The sequence below is a fragment of the Luteimonas sp. Soil_C_5 genome (assembly GCF_057656615.1).
Genome location: NZ_JBDGKA010000004.1, coordinates 246,464 through 266,065 on the forward strand (window position 1 = coordinate 246,464; position 19,602 = coordinate 266,065).

The following is a 19,602-nucleotide window of genomic DNA, read 5'->3' on the forward strand; positions in this document are numbered from 1 at the left end:
GCGCGATCAGGGCGCATCGTCGCCCTCCGGCACATAGATCATCCGGCCGTCGGGTAGACGGTAGGTCACGCCCGCACGCACGCCGCCGCCTTCGCCGATCTCGCCGGTGGACTCGTAGCGGGTGAGCTCTTCGCCCTGCTTGATGGTGATGCGCATGTCCGCCTCGCCCGGGTTCTCGATCAGCACCGCGTTGGCCTGCGCGAACGGATTGAGCGGGTTGTTGACGATGACGATCATCAGGATGCCGATCACCACCAGGAACAGATCGACCAGGTTGACCACCGAGAGGATCGGATCGTCGTCCTCGTCGCCGTCCAGGAACCGCATCAGTGCGACTCCACGGCCGCGTCGCGCTCGATCGCGCGCAGTTCTTCCAACAGCCAGCGTCGGCGCACGGTCAGCACCAGAAAGCACAGGCTGGCCGCGACCAGGGCGAGGATCACCGCCGAGAACGCGACCACGAGGTTCTCGCCCACCGACTGCGCATCACTGCGGGTGAGCGCCAGCAGCGCCGGGCCCATCGGGATCATCGTCGCCACCAGCCCGAGCATCGGCGCGGTACGCGAAGTGATGCGCAGCCATTCCAGCCGCTTGAGAATCCACAGCTCCAGATCGTCGCTCGCACGCGCGCCGGCCAGGTGCACGGCGCGCAGTTCCGAGCGGTGGCGTCCGCGCCGGCGCTGCACGGCTTCGAGGGCAAATGCGCCGAACGCCGCGAAGGCGTACAGCAGCGCACACAGGATCAGCAGCAGCACCGGCATCAGGAACAGGTGGGCGACGTCGTAGAGCAGGGATTCGAGGGCGTTCATGGGCTCGTGGGCAGACGGTGGATGAAGGTGGATTGCCGCGCGCGATAGCGCCACGCACCGGCAGCGGCGGACAGTGCGAGCAGCAGCAGGCCCAGCAGCACGGCCCAGCGCTGGCCGACCACGGGTGGCGGTGCGTCTTCGACCTGCTGCAGCACGCGACCGCGCACGGGGGGGGCCACTGCGGCGGGCATGGCGTCTGCGGGCGCGGCATCGGCCGCTTCCGCCGATGCGGCAGGCTCGGGCGCGGCCACTGCCGGCGCGACGCCGAAACCGGCCGGCGGAGCGGCGGACTCCGAGGCAGGCGCGTCGTCGGTTGCGGAGTCGCTCATCGCCTGTTGCAGCTGCTGCAAGCGCTGGTCGAGTTCGTGACGTGTGGCGGCGTCGGCATGCCACAGACCGCGCGCGATGGCCTCCTGCAGGCGCCGCACCACCTGCGCCTGCGCGGCAGGATTGTCGCGTTCGAACCAGTCGCCGATGCCGAGGTTGCGCACGTCGCGCACGTAGGTGTCGTGCACCGCCTGCCACTGCGCGTCGCGCACCAGTGTCGGCGCGGTGGTCTGCCAGCCGTAGAGATTGTTGACGGTTTCCAGGACCTGCAGCGTGCCGGCGTAGCCCTCGGCCTGCATCGAGGCGATCCACTGCGGGTTGAGCTGGCGGCTGCGCAGTTCGTCGGCCAGGAAGCGCGACGCGGCCACGGTGCGCGGCTCGGTCCTGCGCAGGTCGGTGATGTACAGCGACAGGTCGCGACCATCGAGATGGCGCACCGCCGTGGCGAGGCCACCGAGATACTCGAATGGATGATCGGTCGACAGCATGCCGTGGGTGTTGGACGAGCGCGACAGCACCGCGGCATCGGTACCGCGCAACTGATCGGCGAACAGGTTGCCGCCGTCGACGGTCACGCCCCAGTCGCGTGCGCCGTAGGCGTACTGCAGGTTCGACAGGAACGTCGCGGCCAGCGTCGCATCGCGTTTGTCGGCGTCCGGATCCTCGACCAGCACCTGCGCCGTCATGCCGCTGCCGTAGGCGCCGGGCGCGTTGCCGAAGATGCGCAGTGCAGCCAGCGTGCGGGCGCGTCCGGGATCGAGACCGGTGGCCACCAGCGCCTCGGCGCGTGCGCGCACGTTGCGCGCGAGGGCGTGGTCGCCGCGATCGGCCAGCGTGTCGATCGCACCGGCCAGCAGGCGCATGAAGCCGTCGAACTGGTCGCGATAGACGCTGGTCACCTGCAGCACCACGTCGATGCGCGGACGCGGCAGTTCGGCGTCCGGCACGATCTCCAGCGCGGTCACCCGGCCACCGGCGTCCCACACTGGCCGCAGGCCCAACGCATGCAGCACCTGCGCCTCCAGCACGCCCAGCTGCCGCATCGCCTCGGACGACCACAGGCTGAAGGCGAGCTTCTCCGGCGCGCGTCCATGTTCGGCCTCGAAGGTCTCGACCAGCTGCGCCAGCGCCTCGGCGCCGGCGTCGAACGCAGCGCGCGTGGGAATGCGGTCGGGCTCGAAGGGATAGAGATTGCGGCCACTGCGCAAGCCCGGATCGCGCACCGGATCACCGCCGGCGCCGGGCGGCACGAAACCGCCGGCCAGCCCGCGCAACAGACTTTCGAGCTCCTGCGGATCGGCCAGCGCCTGCTCGGCAGTGCGCGCCTGGTCGAGCAGGTCGCGCAGCACCGGATCGTCGACGCGCGCATCCGCCTGTGTGTCGTGCAGATGGTCGTGCAGCCAGTGCCACGCGGGATTGGTCTGCAGCGCGGACGCGTCCTCGGCGAACAGTTCCTCGGCATCGAGGCCGAGCGCGGCGTAGTACGGCGTGCCGAGCTGCTGCATCACCGTCGAGATCCGATGCTCAGGCGCAGCCGGCCGGCCGAAGGTGTGCAGGCCCAGCGGCAGCGTGCTGCGCGCCAGTTCGTGCAGCTGGTCGTGCAGGGCCTGCAGGAAGGTGTCGATGTCGGCCAGTGCGTCCTCGCGGCGCCAGCCGAGGTCTCCGCCGATGCCGGCCTCGAATGCGGCGTGCACCAGCGCGGATGCGGTGCGGTCGCGCACGCCGCCGACCTCGAGCTGCTGCAGCTGGTGCACCAGTCCGTGCAGGTCGCGCAGTTCGTCGTAGAGGCCGGCCGGTGCGACAGGCGGCACCTGGTGACTGACCGTCACCGCGCGCCCGCGCCGCTTGGCCTGCACGGCCTCGCCGACGTTGTCCTGGATGTAGGGATAGAACACCGGCAGATCGCCGAGCAGCGCGAACGGCCAGTCGAACGCCCACAGGCCGCGATCCTTGCCCGGCGTCCATTCCTGGCTGCCGTGCGTGCCGAGATGGATCAGTGCATCGGCCTGCAGGCCGGTGCGCAGGTACAGGTAGGTCGCCAGATACCGGTGGTCGGGCACGGCGGTGAGGTCGTGACTGGATTCGCCCCGACGCGCGCCACGCGGTGGCTGCGGCAGCAGTGCGAGATGCCCCAGCGCCAGGCGTGGAATCACCATCACGGGCGTGCCGTCAACGACGCGCATGGCGGGACTGTCTGCCGGTGCGCCGTGACGCTGCAGCACCGCCTCGCGCTGCTCGGCCGGCAGCGTCTGCAGCCAGTGTTCGTAAGTCGCCAGCGGCACGGTGCCGGCCAGTCCACGCGCCCGCAGCGCATCGAGCGTGTCCGGGCGGTACAGCGCGGCGAGCATTGCCTGCGCGTCGGCGATCAGGCCGGCCTCGTCGGCGGCATCGACCGCGTAGCCGTGCGCGCGCAAGGCATCGGCGATCGCGACGATGCTGCGCGGCACGTTGAGGTGCGATGCCGACAGGTTGGTCTCGCCGCCCGGGTAGTTCCAGAACATCAGCGCCAGCTGCCTGTCGGCCGCTGCCCGGTGCCGCAGTGCGGCGAGGCGGGCGAGCTTGGCGGCCAGCAGATCGACCTGCTCGGGAATCGGGACCTGCACGCCCTGCGACACCGCGCTGATCACCAGCGGATCGGACGCGCCCCAGGCTTCGGGCACCGCGAGGAAGGTCGGCACCAGCGGCATCGCGACGCCGCTGTCGGCGGCGCGCCACTGGGCCGGCGTGCCCTGGCGCCAGTTCAAGGTCTGCAGCACCGGCACGTCGAGACGCGCGAACTCCACCGCGCGCAGTGGCACCTGCTGGAGGTGGGTCACGTTGACGATCGCATCGACGTCGATGCCGGCGAGCGCGGTCTGCAGCGCGTCCGGCGCGTCGCCGTCGAACCACAGCCCGAATGCGTGCACGCCGTGGGCGCGGCTGGCGGCGATCACCGCATCGGCGACCGCGGTCTGCAACGAGGCGACCGATCCGGGCGCGACCAGCAGCGCGACCGTGGCCGGTGCAGCGTCAGGAGACGCGTGCTGCGCGCGCCAGTCGAGATACGCCCCGGCGTCTCCGAACACGGCCGGCGCATCGGGGTGGTAGTAACCGGTCGCCGGCAGCGCGACCGGCGCCGGCACCGCCGCCGGATCGCCGCTTCGCAGCAGCGTCTGCAGGTAGGCAGCCAGATGCCGCAGGTTGGCCTCGCCGCCGCCGGCGTAGTACCCGGCGATGCGCATGATGTCGGCGCGCGGCAGTCCGTCACCGGCAGGCGGCCCGCCGCCGATCCGCACCCACGGTGCACCGGCCTGCGCCAGTGCATCGCCGAGCGCCTGCTCCACCTCGGCGACATCCGAGCCGCGTGGCGTGTCGAGCAGCACGAGATCGTGTCCGGTCAGGCGCGCGTCGTTCGCACCTCCGGCCGCCACCGGCACGTGCACGAAACGCACGCCGGCCGGCCGGGCCAGCGCATCGAGCCGTTCGACCTTGTCCGGCAGCACGAAGTCGTTGCTGACCACGGCCACCCGCAGTTCCTGCGCAGCCAGTGGCAGGCTGACCAACGCCAGCAGACAGATCAGTGCGCGGCACGACATCCGCATCGTCAGAAGCCGATCTCGACGTTCGCGTGCAGATAGCGGCCGGTTTCCGGGTACGCGTACAGCGCGTCCGACTGGTCGAGGCGTTCGTTGGCGAGGTTCTCCACCCCACCGCGCAATGCGATGCGCGGAGTGATGCGATAGCCCAGATCCAGCGACCACAGCGGATAGCCGGGCAGCCGGATCAGGCCGGTGCTGCCGGTCTGCCACTGCGGACCCGTGTAGTCCAGGCGCAGCCCGGCGTTCCAGGCATCGTCGGCCCAGCGCAGTCCGGCATGGCCGCTGCGATGGGCGCGCCCGGTCAGCGGCACGTCCAGGATCTGGTCGCGCGCCTGCAGCCAGCTGTGGTTGAGATGGACACTGAAACCGGCCGGCAGCTCGGCGCGGGTACCGAGCTCGATGCCGCGGATGCGCGCCTCGGCGATGTTGGTGTAGCTGCGCCGCTCGCGTCCGCGGATGCCGCAGAACGCAGAACACTGGGTCTGGATCAGGTTCTCCAGATCGTTCTGGAACGCGGTCGCCTCCAGGGACACGGTGTCGTTCGTCCACGCCGTGCCCAGTTCCCAGGTCAGCACGGTTTCCGGCTCGAGTCCGGGGTTGCCGACGATCGTGAACATGCCGCCGCCGCCGACCGCCGAATAGCCCGGCGACAGTTGCTTGAGCGTGGGCGCCTTGAAGCCCGCGCCGACGCCGCCCTTGACGGTCCAGCCGTCACCGGGACGCCCGACGACATAGGCACGTGGCGACTGCTGCCAGCCGAACTGCGCGTGGTGATCGGCGCGGTTGCCGAGCACCAGCGACACCGCGCCGAACTCGATCTCGTCCTGCACGAACAGCGCGCGATGGACGGAGGCGTCCCGGCCGGCAGCGTTGACGGTGCTGTCCTCCAGCCGTTCGCGCCGCCATTCCGCGCCGGCGCTGAGCCGGTGGCGCTGGCCCAGATGCAGCGTCGCCATGCCGTCGACGGTGTCATCGGTCAGCGACTGGGGCTGCGTGGCCGCGCCGCGGTCACGGCGGTTCTCGCGATCGAGCGTGGCGCGGTAGCCGCGCACCTGGGTGTCGCCCCAGGCCCAACTGCCGCGGTGTGCGAGCGAGGTCTGGCGGCGGTCGATGTCGTCGATCGTGCGATAGACATAGGGCGCCGCGCCTGCCTGCAGTGCGTCGCGCTCGCGCCGCTCACGTCCGGCCAGATGGCTGAAGTCGACGCGCTGGCCCGCGCCCGGCGTCCAGGCCAGTGCCAGCCGCGCGGTGTCGGCCTCGCGGCCTTCCTGCTCGGTCAGGCGCGTGTCGTCCGGATCGCGGGTCGGGTCCTTCGTGCGGCGCTCGGCCTGGAACGTCATGCCGAGGCGATCGCGCACCAGCGGTCCGGACGCATACACGCTGGTCTGCAGCACGCCGCCACCCTGACCACCGGCGACCACGCCACCGCCGTGCCGCAGGCTGCCGTGCCAGGTCGACGTTGCGGCCCGGGTGATGATGTTGACCACGCCGCCGAGCGCCTCGGAGCCGTACAGCGACGACATCGGCCCGCGCACCAGTTCGATGCGCTCGATGCCGTCGGCCGGGAGCCAGCCGAGGTCGAAATCGGCATGCGCGATGGCATCGCTGGCCGCACTGATGCGCTGGCCGTCGATCAGGACCAGCGTGTATTCGCTGTCCATGCCACGGATGCGGATACCGCGCCGGCCCATGCCGATGCCGTCGAAGGTGACGCCCGGTGCGCCGCGCAGCGCGTCGGCCAGATCCAGCACCGGGCGTTCGAGCAGATCTTCGCGAGTGATGACGGAGATCGACGCCGGCGCATTGGCCAGCGAAGTCTCGGTGCCCGTCGCGGTGACCACCACGGCGTCGAGATCGCGGAGATCAGATCCCGCAGCGGCAAGGGCAGCGACGGGCAATACCAGGACAAGCCCGAGCAGGGCTGCGCCTGCGACGGAACGGGAAATGTGCGACATGGATGACCACAGAAAGAGAGGCGGAAGACGGCCCAGGACCGGCAAACCCCTCTGCCGCACCCCGGTAAATGTAATGTTATATCAATGTGAATTGTAATGATATAACTATTGCAAGTGCCGTCGAGGTTGCAACTCGTAGGCACCGCCTTTCGGATGGCAGTCCGCACGCGCTTGCATCCTCATCCGTGTTTTCAGCCCCGCCGATCGGCTCGGGCATTCGGACATGGCGAAATCCAGCCCTTCGCCTCCCGGATCGACAGAACGGCGAGCGTCGAGGGCCACGTGACGGAGAACCGGGTTGTCCTACGCGCCACGACCAGTTCATCCCATCGAGATCCGGGCACAAAAAAAGACCGGCGCATCGGCGCCGGCCTTCTGGTGGAACTGTCGCCGCGCAGACGCGCGTCGGGCTGGATCAGGTGATCGATGCCCGGTAGATCGACTCGATCGCCTTGTCGAGCGAGGCATTGAAGTCGTCATCGCTCTGCTTCGCGCTCAGGCCTTCGGTCAGCGCACGGCTGAAGCTGGCGACGACGCCCGGGTTCTTCGCCAGGCGGGCGTTGGCGTCGTCGCGGGCGTAGCCGCCCGACAGCGCGACGACCTTGAGTACGGCCGGGTGATCGACCAGCGCCTGGAAGAAGCCGTCGACCTCGGGCAGGGTCAGCTTGAGGATCACCGGCGTCGCCGGGTCCAGCGCGTCGAGGCGCTCGATCAGGCCCTGCTTCAGCGTGGTCTCGATGTCGGCCTTGTCGCCGGCGTTGATGTCGACCTCCGGCTCGATGATCGGCACCAGACCCGCCGCCAGCACCTGGCGGCCGAGTTCGAACTGCTGGTCCAGCACGCGGGCGATGCCGGCGGCGTTGTTCTGCTTGATGACCGAGCGCTCCTTGGTACCGAACACGCCCTTGGCCTTGGCCCGTGCCAGCAGCGCGTCGAGGCCCGGGATCGGCTTGAGCGTCTGCACGCCGTCGGCCTCGTCTTCCAGCCCTTTGTCGATCTTCAGGAACGGCACGACGCCCTTGACCTCCCACAGATAGGTCGCCGCGTCCTGGCCGTCGAACTGGTCGTCGAGCGTGCGCTCGAACAGGATCGCGCCGAGCACGCGCTCACCGGTGAAGGCCGGGCTGGTGACGATGCGGCTGCGCATCGCGTGCACCAGGCCGAACATCTCCGCGTCGTTCGCGTATTCGGTCTCCTCGATGCCGTAGAGCTTGAGCGCCTTCGGCGTGCTGCCGCCGCTCTGGTCGAGCGCGGCCACGAAGCCCTGGCCCGATGCGATTCGGTTCTGCTGTTCCTGATTCACTGCCACGTGCCTGAGTCCTGTGCGAGCGGTGGAGACCGGGCCGGCGATGATACCGCCCCCCTGTCGCCGGCGCCGTCGACGCGCCGCCCGTCCCGATGCCGGGACGCTGCACGCGCGCGGGTGCAACATCGCCCCGGCGCCGGCCTGCTAGGCTGCCCGGCCGCCCGCAGCCCTGTGCCCACGTGATCCGGTTCGAAGGCATCCACAAGTCCTATCCCGTCGCCGGCCGCGAGGTCGTCGCGCTGCAGCCGCTGGATTTGGAGATCGAGGCCGGCGAGGTGTTCGGCATCGTCGGCCACTCGGGCGCGGGCAAATCCACGCTGTTGCGGCTGATCAACGGGCTGGAGACGCCGAGCGGCGGCCGGCTCACCGTCGACGGCGAACGCCTCGACACGCTCGACGGCGACGGCCTGCGCACCTTGCGCCGGCGCGTGGGCATGATCTTCCAGCACTTCAATCTGCTGTCGGCGAAGACCGTCATCGACAACATCGCGTTTCCGCTGCGCCTGGCCGGTGTATCGAAGGCACAGGCGCGTGCGCGTGCGCAGGAACTGCTGGTGCGCGTCGGCCTGGAAGCGCATCGCGACAAGTACCCCGCGCAGCTCTCGGGCGGCCAGAAGCAGCGCGTCGGCGTGGCGCGTGCGCTCGCGACGGAACCGAAGATCCTGCTGTGCGACGAAGCCACCAGCGCGCTCGATCCGCAGACCACGGCCTCGGTGCTGCAGCTGCTGGACGGCATCAATCGCGAGCTGGGCCTGACCATCGTGCTGATCACCCACGAGATGGACGTGGTGCGCCGGGTCTGCGATCGCGTCGCGGTGCTCGACGCCGGGCATCTGGTCGAAAGCGGGCCGGTGGCCGATGTCTTCCTGCATCCCCAGCATCCGACCACGCGGCGCTTCGTTGCGGAAGCCGGCGATGACGACGCGACTGCGGACGACGACGTCGCGCACATCGAAGGCCGCCTGCTGCGGCTCACCTTCACCGGCGATGCGACCTGGCAGCCGCTGCTGGGCCGCGTCGCGCGCGAGACCGGCATCGACTTCACCATCCTCTCCGGACGCATCGACCGCATCAAACGCCTGCCCTACGGCCAGCTCACGCTGGCGGTGACCGGCGACCGCGCCGACGATGCGGCGCGCCACTTCACCGATGCCGGCGTGCACGTCGAGGCGCTGTCGCGATGAGTACGCCACTGCTGCCCAATGTGGATGCCGGCAAGTGGGCCGAGATCGGCCAGGCCACGATCGACACGCTGCTGATGCTGGCCGGCTCGCTGCCGCTGACGTTGCTGATCGGTCTGCCGCTGGGCGTGCTGCTGTTCCTCACCGCGCCGCGTCAGCTGCACGCGCGCCCCGCGCTCTACGCGGGCCTGTCGCTGGTGGTGAACCTGCTGCGCTCGGTGCCCTTCATCATCCTGATGATCGTGCTGATCCCGGTCACGCTCAAAGCCATGGGCACGTCGCTGGGCGTGCGCGGCGCGATCCTGCCGCTGGTCGTCGGCGCCGCGCCGTTCTACGCGCGCCTGGTGGAAACCGCATTGCGCGAGGTCGAACGCGGGGTCATCGAAGCGAGCCTGACGATGGGCGCGACCACGCGCCAGCTGGTCATGCGCGTGCTGCTGCCCGAAGCCCTGCCCGGCCTGATCGCCGGCGCCACGGTGACGACGATCGCGCTGATCGGCTTCACCGCGATGGGCGGCGCGATCGGTTCCGGCGGACTCGGTGATCTGGCGTATCGCGACGGCTACCTGCGTTCGCGCACGGATGTCGCCGTGGTCACCGTCGTCGCGCTGCTGGTGATGGTGCAGGTGCTGCAGATGGTCGGCGATCGACTGGTAGCGCGGTTTACGCGGCGGTAGGGCGATTCCCCGAGCGCTTTTGATCGTCATTCCCGCGCAGGCGGGAATCCAGGGACTTTGCTTCTATCGCGCCAACGTCCATGGATGACCGGACATGCGTCCGTTGGAAGCCCCGCCAGAGCAGACATACGTCTGTTGAAAGCCGCGGGAATGACAGCCGTGTGCGTGACGCTGGATTCGAGCGTGTGCGTCCGTCCGGGTCGCGGTCTTAGGAATCCCGCTCGCGCCCATCCCATCCTTCCAGCCCTGAAGGGTGCAATTTCCGGTGCGCAGGAAAGGAGCCACCACCCACCACCGCACACTGATTTCCACCTCCGCACTCGATCCCCACGCGCAGACCCCGATACTGGTCGGCCTCCCGCCTCACCGGATCCGCCATGGCCCGTCTGCTGCCCCGTCTCGCCACCGCCGCCCTGCTGCTGTCCGCCCTCGCCGGTTGCGGTGGCAGCGGATCCGGCGCCAACGGCGAACGCCTGACGATCGCCGCGACCGCGGTGCCGCATGCCGAGATCCTGGAGGTGGTGAAGCCGCTGCTCGCCGAGCAGGGCGTCGATCTGCAGGTGCGCATCTTCAACGACTACGTGCAGCCCAACGACCAGGTCGCGCAGGGCCAGATCGACGTCAACTATTTCCAGACCGAGCCCTATCTCGACGCCTACAACCGCGACCGCGGCACCGATCTGACGACGCTCGTCGGTGTGCACATCGAACCCTTCGGCGCGTACTCGCGTCGCTTCGACTCGCTGGACGCGGTGCCGGCCGGCGCCGACGTGGTGATTCCGAACGATCCCAGCAACAACAGCCGTGCGCTGATCCTGCTGCACCACAGCGGCGTGATCACGCTGCGCGATCCGGAAGACGCGATGGCCACGCTGCGCGACATCACGGCCAACCCGAAGAACCTGAAGTTCCGCGAGCTGGACGCCGCGATGCTGCCGCGCGTGCTCGACCAGGTGGACCTGGCGCTAATCAACACCAACTACGCGCTCGATGCCGGCCTCGATCCTGGCAAGGACGCGCTGGCGATCGAAGGCACCGATTCGCCGTACGTGAACTTCCTCGTCGGCCGCCCCGACAAGCGCGATGACCCGCGCGTGCAGAAGCTGATCGCCGCACTGACCAGCGAAGACGTGCGCGCCTTCATCCAGACGAAGTACGACGACGCGGTGATTCCGGCGTTCTGATCGAGCGCAGCCGACCCATGACCGCACACGACACGCCGCTGCAGACCATCACGGTCACGCGCGAGGCGGTGTGCTCGGCGGACGACCAGGCAGGCCCACTGACACTGGCGGTGCCGTTGTCAGGCACGGCATCGCTCTCGGCGCTTATCGATGCGGTGCTGGCGCAGGATTTCCTGCAGTTCTCGTCGTCGCATTCGATGATCATCGGGGTGGCATCCGGGGTGCCGCTCGTCCGCGTACACGCCGGTTTATTCCGCACGCGCGCCGAATTTCTGCTGTCGCCGAACGCGCGCGTGCGGGACTGCGTGCCGCACGGGCTGATCGATTTCAGATGGCGCGGCGTGATGTCCAGCCGGGCGCTCCCGGATGACGGCGACGCGGGCTGATCCAAGGGACGCGCGCGTCATCGCGGCAACGCATGATGGGTGACGCGTGCTGCGGCATCTGTGGCGTCTCTGCGCGCGATCCATCCAACGATGACGCCACCGCACGCCGGACGATCCGGCGTGCGGCGTTCCTGCCTATGCCGCCTGCGTCACCGGCGTCGTCCCGCGCATCCGCCGTGCGGCCTCCACCAGTGCCTGCAAGGCGGCCTGCGTTTCCGGCCAGCCGCGGGTCTTGAGGCCGCAGTCCGGATTGACCCACAGCTGCGCGGGTGGGATCAGTGCCGCGGCGCGTTCCAGCAGGCGGGTCATCTCGTCGACGTCGGGCACGCGTGGCGAGTGGATGTCGTAGACGCCGGGGCCGATGCCGTTGGGATAGCGGAAACGCACGAAGGCATCCAGCAGTTCCATGCGCGAGCGCGAGGTCTCGATCGAGATCACGTCGGCGTCCATCGCGGCGACGGCCTCGATGATGTCGTTGAACTCCGAGTAGCACATGTGCGTGTGGATCTGGGTGGTATCCGCCACACCCGATGCGCTGATGCGGAAGCTCTCGACGGCCCAGTCCAGGTACGCCGCCCAGTCCTCGCGACGCAGCGGCAGGCCTTCGCGCAGCGCCGGCTCGTCGATCTGGATCACGCCGATGCCGGCCGCTTCGAGATCCAGCACTTCGTCGCGCAGCGCGAGCGCGATCTGCCGGCAGGTGGCGGCGCGCGGCTGGTCGTCGCGGACGAAGGACCACTGCAGGATCGTCACCGGTCCGGTCAGCATGCCCTTCATCGGCCGCTCGGTCAGCGACTGCGCGTAGCGCGACCAGCGCACCGTCATCGGCGCGGGTCGCGCGACGTCGCCCCAGATCAGCGGCGGTTTCACGCAGCGCGAGCCGTAGCTCTGCACCCAGCCGAGCTTGGTGAAGGCGAAGCCGTCGAGCTGCTCGCCGAAGTACTCGACCATATCGTTGCGCTCGAACTCGCCGTGTACCAGCACGTCGAGGCCCAGCGCCTCCTGTGCGCGCACGCAGCGTTCGGTTTCGGCGGCGATGAAGGCGTCGTAATCGGCGTCGGCCAGCGTGCCGGACTTGTGCGCCGCGCGTGCCTCGCGCACTTCGTGGGTCTGCGGGAAGGAGCCGATCGTGGTGGTGGGGAACGCCGGCAGCGGACGCAAGGCGTCCTGCGCCGCACGCCGGATGTGGAACGGCGATGCGCGGCGCCCATCCCCGGGCGCGACCGCGGACACGCGCGCGGCGACATCATCGCGATGCACGCGCGGGGACCGGCGGCGGGCGTCCACATCGGCGCGCGCCTGCGCGAGGCGTGGTTCCGCCGCGTCCGCATCGGCCACGGCGTCGGCCAGCAGGCGTAGTTCGCCGAGCTTCTGCACCGCGAATGCGAGCCAGCTGCGCAGTTCGGCATCCAGCGCCTTCTCCTGCGCGAGGTCCACCGGCACGTGCAGCAGCGAACACGAGGGCGCGAGCTGCACCGGATCGGCGCCGCGCGCCTCCACGGCGTAGCGCGCGAGCACCAGCGCCTCGTCCAGTCGCGTACGCCAGATATTGCGGCCGTCGACGAGGCCCAGCGACAGCGTGTGACCGGCCGGCAATGCGCGCAGCACGGCATCGAGCTGCGCGCGGCCGCGCACCAGATCCACGTGCAGACCGTCGACCGGCAGCGATGCGGCGAGGTCGAGATTGTCGTCGAGCGCACCGAAGTAGGTCGCCAGCAGCAGCTTCGGCCGGGGGCTGCAGGCGAGCGCCGCGTAGGCGCGGCGATACGCGTCCCGCGTGGCGACGTCGAGATCCAGCACCAGCGCCGGCTCGTCGATCTGCACCCAGTCCGCGCCCGCGTCATGCAGCCTGCCCAGCAGTTCGGCATAGACCGGCAGCAGGCGCTCGAGCAGTGCGAAGCAATCGCTGCCATCGGTGGTCTTCGACAGCCACAGCAGCGTGACCGGACCGATCAGCACCGGCCGCGTTTCGATGCCGGCGGCTTTCGCTTCGAGATATTCGCGCACCGGCTTGTCGTCGCGCAGCGCGAAGGTCTGGCCGGCATGCAGCTCGGGGACGATGTAGTGGTAGTTGGTATCGAACCACTTGGTCATCTCGAGCGCGTGCAGATCGGTGCCGCCGCGTTGATGCCCGCGCGCGAGGGCGAAGTAGCCGGCCAGCGGATCGGCATCGGCCAGTGCGCGATAGCGATCGGGAATGGCATCGACGCAGAACGCCGCGTCGAGCACCTGGTCGTAAAGCGAGAAATCGTTGCTGGGTGGAACGTCCACACCCGCCTCGCGTTGCAGCGTCCAGTGCCGCAGACGCAGGGTGCGGGCGATGTCCTGCAACGCCGCGGCGTCCACGCCGCGCCAGTGGGCCTCGACCGCGCGCTTGAGTTCGCGGCGCGCGCCGATGCGGGGAAAACCGAGATTGCCGATCTGTGTCATGTGCTGTGCTCCTCAATGCGCTGGATGCTTGAGGCACGAAGGACCGCACGCCGCGACCCGGGGGCCACGGACAGCGCAGGCGACCTTCGCCCCCTCGGGCGAACCGGGCCTGCGCGCGGACATGCGGGATCGACCACGCGCTGCGTGGCACGACACCGATCACCTCCCCGCGGAGGTCCAGGTCGAACGTCCACGCGGTCATGCGCGGACGGCCAGGGCAGGTCTTCGGGCTCATGGACGGGCCACGTACGTGGCGGGCCTACTGTCCGTCGCTTCCCGGCCCGTGCGGGCGCCAGTGCGATGACGGAGGTCGTTTCCAATTACCGCTGCGGGGCAGCGCCGGAATTGCCACGGACGGACCGCGGCGCACCGGCTTCCCTTTTAATCCATCGCCATATCGCGATATAGAGATGGAACCAAGGCCCGGCGAAGGTACGCCGCGCGTGGGGACAGGTCAATACGGCCCGCGGCGGGCCGTCCGCTCAGCCGGCATCCGGATGGCGCAGGCGCCACGCGGCCAGCTGCTCGCGGTAGTACTGCAGCTCTTCGGCGTAGGTGTCATGCACGCAGACCGCGCAGCCGCTGTCGCAGCAGTCGCTGGGCAAGGGCGGCTCGGGCGGCAGCGGCTTCGGATCGGGGTCGGACACCGGCGACGGACTCGTCAAAGCGGGGGCGCCGATGATGCCGGGCCGGGCGCGGCGCGGCCAGCCGTCGCTGCGACGACGGTCAGCCAAGTGCCTACGCAGCACGGCAACCGGGGCCGGTCGCCGCGTGCGGACCGCGGGTCAGAAGCGATAGCTGACGCCGGCAAACAGCGAAGGCACGCCGTCGGCGCCGCGCTCCAGCAACGGGCTGTCCGTCAGCTCGTCGGGCAGCAGGCGATAGCTGGCGCCGCCGATGAAGCTCCAGCGTTCGCCGAGCGGACGCATGGCAGCCACGCTGACCGAGGGCACGACGGCCGAGCCGGGGTTGTAGCGGGTCACGCCGCGCGCGACTTCGGCATCCAGCGTGCCGAAGTAGTAGTTGGTCAGATCCTTCGACAGCCAGCGCACGCCGGCGCTGGGCAGCAGCGTCCAGGCGCCGGACCGCAGCATGTAGGTGTATTCGACGCCGAACTCGTGACCGCCGCTGGTATCGGTGACATCGGCCAGGGCCTGCACGCGCACGCGGCCGAAGCTGCCCGACCACGAGGCGCCGATGCCGGCATCGAGGCCATGGTCGCGATCGTCGAGCAGGCGCGCGTCGAGCCCGTTGCCGGCCAGGCCCGACGTGCTGAGATCGTCGATGTCGAAGCCGTCGAGACGCGCGGACACGAGCGCGTCGAGCTGGAACGCGCCGGTGTCGACCAGATGGATGCCGCCGGCGATACCGCGCAGGAACAGGCGCTCGCCTTCATACGCGAACGTCGGGAACGGCAGTACGCGTGCGCCTTCGCCGACATAGGGGCTGTCGGCCGCGGCGATGGCGATGCCGAGCGACCAGCCGGGCGGCTGGTCGGGCGGACCGGGGCGTTCATCGCGTGTCTGCGCCAGGGCGAGGCCCGGAACCAGAGCGAGCAGTACAAGAGTGGATTTCATCGGAGCGTCCAGGCACGGGGGAAAGGGGCAGCGCGTCGGGCGTCTCGCCCGGTCGCACCATACCGGCTCCGGGCGACACCTCGCGCTCACGTCGGTGGAATCTCGAAGCGGTAACCGACGCCATAGACCGAACGCACCCAGTCCTCGCCGCCCACGTCGCCGAGCTTGCGGCGCAGGTTCTTGACGTGACTGTCGACGGTGCGGTCGGTGACGATGCGATGGTCGGCGTAGAGACGGTCCATCAGCTGTTCGCGCGAATACACGCGTCCGGGCGATACGGCCAGCGTGCGCAGCAGGCGGAACTCGACCTGGGTGAGATCCAGCGCGCGGCCGTCGACGGTGGCGCGGCGCCGTCTGCACAGGGTCGATCACCTTGCGTGGACCTGGAGATCGGCGGCACTCGGCGCAGGGGTTGCGTACGCACTGGCTGATGCGTGCAGTCGCAGCCCCGACCGACGCGCTCAGTCGACGGCGTCGGCCGTCGGCACGGGCGAACGACGCAGGGCGATCGTTTCGGCATCGCAGCCCGTGGGGTGTGCGCCGCGCGCGCGTTGCGCGGCGACTTCGCGTTGCGCGGCTGCAAGGTCGGCCTGGAACTCCGGGCTGGCCTGCAGCCGCGCGAACGTGGCCGCACCGACCAGCTGCGCCTGCACGATGTCGCTGTACCAGTGCACGTTGCAGACCAGGCGGCTCTCCGCGAAGCTGCGGCCGCGCTGCAGCAGCGGGTCCGCGCGCTCCGGCGCCACGGCGACCAGGGTCAGCGCCCAGGTCCAGCCGATCGCGGTGTGGCCCGACGGATACGCCGCGCTGGTCCGCAGCCGCGCATCGTCCTCGGGCGTGCACACCGCGCCGCCGTTCGACAGGAACGGACGCGGACGCTGCCACTGGTCCTTGGCTGCGCGGTTGGTCGCCGCCGCATCGGCCAGCGAACGCCGCAGCAGTCGCACCAGATGCGGCGTGTCCGTCGCATCGACCGGCACGCCCAGTGCGCAGGCGAACAGATCGCCACCGGCCGGAAAATCGAGATCGGCATCGACCGTCGCCTGTTGCCAGCGGCGGCTGTCGTGCAGGGCCAGCGCGCGCCGGGCGATGTCGTCGTCGAGCGCATGCGCCGCCGTGCCCGGGGCCGGCGGTGCCGGCACCAGCGCGGCGCTGTCGAAGGCCACGCCGTCGAGATAGCCGATCGTGATGCCCGGGCTGCGCTCGGGCACGACGACGGCGTCCGGCACCGTCTGCGAACGCGCCGCGCAGGCAGCGACGCACGCGCTGACCACGACGGCCAGCACCACGCCCGCGGAGGGCCGGCCGATGCGCATGCTCAGCGCGCGCGCAGGCGCTGGGCGATGGTTTCGCGCAGGGCGTCGAGATCCTTGGCGAACGCGGCGATGCCGTCGCGCAGCTTCTCGGTCGCCATCGGATCGGCGGCCATGGCCTGCACGAAGGCTTCGGCATCGACCGGCGTCGACGCCACGCCGTCGCTCTTGCCCGCCTGCAGCTTGCGCGGCAGCGGGCCGTGCTCGGCCGCCAGCGCCTCCAGCAGTTCGGGCGAGATCGTCAGGCGGTCGCAGCCGGCCAGCGCCTCGATCTGTGCGGTGGAGCGGAACGAGGCGCCCATGACGATCGTCGGCGAGCCGCGACGCTTGAACTCGGCATAGACGTCGCGCACGAAGCGCACGCCCGGATCGTCGTCGATCGTCGCCGGGCTTTCGCCGTTGGCGACGTACCAGTCGAGGATGCGACCGACGAACGGCGAGATCAGGAACACGCCGGCCTCGGCGCAGGCGATCGCCTGGTCGCGGTTGAAGATCAGCGTGAGGTTGCAGTCGATGTCCTCGCGCTGCAGTTCCTTCGCCGCGCGGATGCCTTCCCACGTGGCCGCGATCTTGATCAGCACGCGCTCGCGCGAGACGCCGGCGTCCTGGTACATCTCGATGAACTGGCGCGCCTTGGCGATCGTCGCTTCGGTGTCGAAGGCGAGATCGGCATCGACCTCGGTCGAAACGCGGCCCGGCACCAGGCCGGACAACGTGCGGCCGACGCCGATGGTCAGCCGGTCGGCGACGTGCCGCGCGACGTGCTCGGCGTCGCCGTCGATGCCCTGGGCGCGCTCCAGCTCGCGTTCGATCAGCGGCGCGTACACCGGCAGATCCAGCGCCTTGCGCACCAGCGTGGGGTTGGTGGTGCAGTCGACCGGCTTGAGCCGGGCGATCGCATCGGCATCGCCGGTGTCGGCGACGACCACCGAGAGGTCGCGCAGTTGATCGAGCTTGGAGGGCGATGCCGTCATGGGAATCTCGTGTCCGATGTGGACGGCCATTGTCCGCGTCCATGGGCGCGAGGGCCACCCGGGGCATTTCGGGGGGTGCGGCGCAGCGCTGGACGGGGCTTGCGTAGCCCATGGCGGGCGCGCCCGCGTGCGATCCGGGCCGCTGGCGCCGGGTCACCCGTGGGAAATCGCGATCAGGGCCGGTGCGAACGATCGCGGCGTCGCGACGCACGACGGGTGCGTTGCAGCCGTTGCAGGCCAGCGTTCCGCCCGCCGGCGACGGCAGCCGGCGCCGCGGCGCTAGCATGCACGGCCCGACCGACTGGAATCGCCGATGCGCCGTTCGCTGCCGCTGTCCGCCTGCCTTGCCCTCGCTCTCGCCTGCACCGCCGCGCCGTCGTACGCCGCGCCCGATGCGCTCGACCCCGCGCTCGCGCAGAAGCTGGTGGACTGGCGCCGCGATCTGCACGCGCATCCCGAACTCGGCAACCAGGAAACGCGTACCGCCGCCAAGGTCGCCGAGCACCTGCGCAGTCTCGGCATGGCGCCGCGCACCGGCATCGGCCCGACCGGCGTGGTCGCGGTGCTCAAGGGCGGCAGGCCCGGCCCGCGCATCGCGCTGCGCGCCGACATGGACGCGCTGCCGGTGACCGAACAGACCGGCCTGCCCTTCGCCTCGACCGCGCGCGCGACCTATCGCGGCCAGGAGGTCGGCGTGATGCACGCCTGCGGCCACGACATGCACGTGGCGATCCTGATGGGTGTGGCCGAAGCGCTGGCCGGCATGCGCGAGCAGCTGGCCGGCGAAGTGGTCTTCATCTTCCAGCCGGCCGAGGAAGGGCCGCCGGAGCCGGGCGAGGTCTTCGGCGCCAAGCGTATGCTCGACGAAGGCGCATTCGACGGCGCGAAGCCGGACGCGATTCTCGGCCTGCACGTGTGGGCCGGCCTGCACACCGGCCAGATCGGCTTCCGCAGCGGGCCGTCGCTGGCCAGCGCCGACGAATGGTCGCTGACCGTCACCGGCAAACAGACGCACGGCTCGCGGCCCTGGGACGGCGTGGATCCGATCACCGTCGGCGCGCAGATCCTGCTGGCGACGCAGAGCATGCTCGCGCGCCAGATCAACATCGTCGATTCGCCGGTGGTGCTGACCGCCGGGCAGTTCCAGAGCGGCGTGCGCTTCAACATCATTCCCGACGACGCGCGCCTGGTCGGCACCCTGCGCACCTACGACGCCGACGTGCGCGAGGACGTCATCGCCCGCTTCGAACGCATCGCCAGCGGCTATGCCGACGCGGCCGGTGCGAAGGCCGAGCTGTCGGTGGTCAACAACGCGCCGGCGACGGTCAACGATCCCGACCTCGCGCGGCGCGTGCTGCCGTCGCTGCAGGCCGCGGTCGGCGCGGACAACGTGGTCGAGATGCCGCTGCAGACCATCGCCGAGGATTTCTCGCAGTTCGCCAACGTGGTCCCCGGTGCGTACTTCTTCGTCGGCACCACGGCGCAGGGCCAGAACCCGGCGACGATGCCGATCAACCACTCGCCGCACTACGCGCCCGACGAGGCCGCGCTGGCGGTCGGCGTGCGCACCATGCTGCGCGCGACGCTGGATCTGCTGGAGACGCCGCCCGCGGGCTGAGCGGCGCGGGAATCGCCCGGGTCGGTGGGTCCGGGCGGTTTCGGGTTCAAGACGATGTCTGAAGCACGCCCGTGGACGGGGTGTGGGAGCGCGCTTGCGCGCGATGGCGGCAATCGCGATCCGCGACGGCGGCCGGGATCGCGACCGAGGTCGCGCCCACGGGACGCGCAAGCGCTTCGACGACCACGGCCCGCACGCCGTCGACGACCGTCAGTCCGCTGCATCGTCTGCGCGAACGGCTTCGCGCATGACCGCATCTCGCGCACCGCGCGCGCGGCCGCGCACAG

Annotated in this window: 15 protein-coding genes, 1 pseudogene and 1 riboswitch; of the genes and pseudogenes, 5 read left to right on the forward strand and 11 right to left on the reverse strand. The window is 70.1% G+C overall.

All coding sequences use genetic code 11. The features are described from left to right. Nucleotides 1–6: 6 nt before the first annotated feature. The 5 genes from AC3A5K_RS12925 to AC3A5K_RS12945 form a co-directional block, all read right to left on the reverse strand. Nucleotides 7–327, reverse strand: a complete 321-nt coding sequence (locus tag AC3A5K_RS12925; protein ID WP_487617951.1) for a DUF2149 domain-containing protein — start codon at nucleotides 325–327, stop codon at nucleotides 7–9. After that, entirely contained in the window at nucleotides 327–809 is a 483-nt protein-coding gene (locus tag AC3A5K_RS12930) for a MotA/TolQ/ExbB proton channel family protein (protein ID WP_487617952.1), read from the reverse strand. Before AC3A5K_RS12930 ends, AC3A5K_RS12925 begins: the two co-directional genes overlap by 1 nt. Further along, nucleotides 806–4,717: a cobaltochelatase subunit CobN gene (gene cobN / locus AC3A5K_RS12935; protein ID WP_487617953.1), complete on the reverse strand. Its 3,912-nt coding sequence runs from the start codon at nucleotides 4,715–4,717 to the stop codon at nucleotides 806–808. The genes AC3A5K_RS12930 and cobN overlap by 4 nt, the downstream gene beginning before the upstream one ends. A 2-nt stretch (nucleotides 4,718–4,719) precedes the next feature. Continuing rightward, nucleotides 4,720–6,669, reverse strand: coding sequence for a TonB-dependent receptor domain-containing protein (locus AC3A5K_RS12940; protein WP_487617954.1), 1,950 nt, complete (start codon nucleotides 6,667–6,669; stop codon nucleotides 4,720–4,722). A 415-nt stretch (nucleotides 6,670–7,084) separates the two neighbouring features. Continuing rightward, the gene (locus AC3A5K_RS12945; RefSeq protein ID WP_487617955.1) at nucleotides 7,085–7,978 is read right to left on the reverse strand and encodes a fructose bisphosphate aldolase; all 894 of its coding nucleotides are present in this window, start codon (nucleotides 7,976–7,978) and stop codon (nucleotides 7,085–7,087) included. Nucleotides 7,979–8,154: 176 nt separating this feature from the next. Between AC3A5K_RS12945 and AC3A5K_RS12950 the strand changes: the two genes are divergently transcribed. From AC3A5K_RS12950 to AC3A5K_RS12965, 4 genes are all read left to right on the forward strand, one after another. Continuing rightward, nucleotides 8,155–9,159: a methionine ABC transporter ATP-binding protein gene (locus tag AC3A5K_RS12950; protein WP_487617956.1), complete on the forward strand. Its 1,005-nt coding sequence runs from the start codon at nucleotides 8,155–8,157 to the stop codon at nucleotides 9,157–9,159. Then, nucleotides 9,156–9,833 (forward strand): methionine ABC transporter permease, encoded by a 678-nt coding sequence (locus AC3A5K_RS12955; protein ID WP_487617957.1) that lies wholly within the window; start codon nucleotides 9,156–9,158, stop codon nucleotides 9,831–9,833. Before AC3A5K_RS12950 ends, AC3A5K_RS12955 begins: the two co-directional genes overlap by 4 nt. Nucleotides 9,834–10,210: 377 nt before the next feature. Next, nucleotides 10,211–11,017, forward strand: a complete 807-nt coding sequence (locus AC3A5K_RS12960; protein ID WP_487617958.1) for a MetQ/NlpA family ABC transporter substrate-binding protein — start codon at nucleotides 10,211–10,213, stop codon at nucleotides 11,015–11,017. Nucleotides 11,018–11,034: 17 nt separating this feature from the next. Continuing rightward, nucleotides 11,035–11,403 (forward strand): hypothetical protein, encoded by a 369-nt coding sequence (locus tag AC3A5K_RS12965; protein WP_487617959.1) that lies wholly within the window; start codon nucleotides 11,035–11,037, stop codon nucleotides 11,401–11,403. 135 nt (nucleotides 11,404–11,538) lie between these two features. On the opposite strand, the gene metE is transcribed toward AC3A5K_RS12965, so the two are convergent. From metE to AC3A5K_RS12995, 6 genes and pseudogenes are all read right to left on the reverse strand, one after another. Then, entirely contained in the window at nucleotides 11,539–13,833 is a 2,295-nt protein-coding gene (gene metE / locus AC3A5K_RS12970; RefSeq protein WP_487617960.1) for a 5-methyltetrahydropteroyltriglutamate--homocysteine S-methyltransferase, read from the reverse strand. Nucleotides 13,834–14,032: 199 nt separating this feature from the next. Beyond that, nucleotides 14,033–14,269, reverse strand: a riboswitch (cobalamin riboswitch). 46 nt (nucleotides 14,270–14,315) lie between these two features. Continuing rightward, a complete protein-coding gene (locus tag AC3A5K_RS12975) occupies nucleotides 14,316–14,480 on the reverse strand; it encodes an oxidoreductase-like domain-containing protein (protein ID WP_487617961.1) in 165 nt (54 codons plus the stop codon). A gap of 138 nt (nucleotides 14,481–14,618) precedes the next feature. Further along, nucleotides 14,619–15,410, reverse strand: coding sequence for a MipA/OmpV family protein (locus tag AC3A5K_RS12980; protein ID WP_487617962.1), 792 nt, complete (start codon nucleotides 15,408–15,410; stop codon nucleotides 14,619–14,621). An 86-nt stretch (nucleotides 15,411–15,496) separates the two neighbouring features. Then, nucleotides 15,497–15,757, reverse strand: a pseudogene (locus AC3A5K_RS12985) (winged helix-turn-helix domain-containing protein); the annotation flags it as partial. Nucleotides 15,758–15,871: 114 nt separating this feature from the next. After that, a complete protein-coding gene (locus AC3A5K_RS12990) occupies nucleotides 15,872–16,726 on the reverse strand; it encodes an acid phosphatase (RefSeq protein ID WP_487617963.1) in 855 nt (284 codons plus the stop codon). A 2-nt stretch (nucleotides 16,727–16,728) separates the two neighbouring features. Next, nucleotides 16,729–17,697 (reverse strand): transaldolase, encoded by a 969-nt coding sequence (locus tag AC3A5K_RS12995; protein WP_487617964.1) that lies wholly within the window; start codon nucleotides 17,695–17,697, stop codon nucleotides 16,729–16,731. Between the two features lie 313 nt (nucleotides 17,698–18,010). Here AC3A5K_RS12995 and AC3A5K_RS13000 point away from each other — a divergent pair, with 313 nt between their 5' ends. After that, nucleotides 18,011–19,315 carry an amidohydrolase gene (locus AC3A5K_RS13000; protein ID WP_487617965.1) on the forward strand — a complete coding sequence of 435 codons (1,305 nt, stop codon included), beginning with the start codon at nucleotides 18,011–18,013 and terminating at the stop codon, nucleotides 19,313–19,315. The last annotated feature ends 287 nt before the right edge of the window (nucleotides 19,316–19,602 follow it).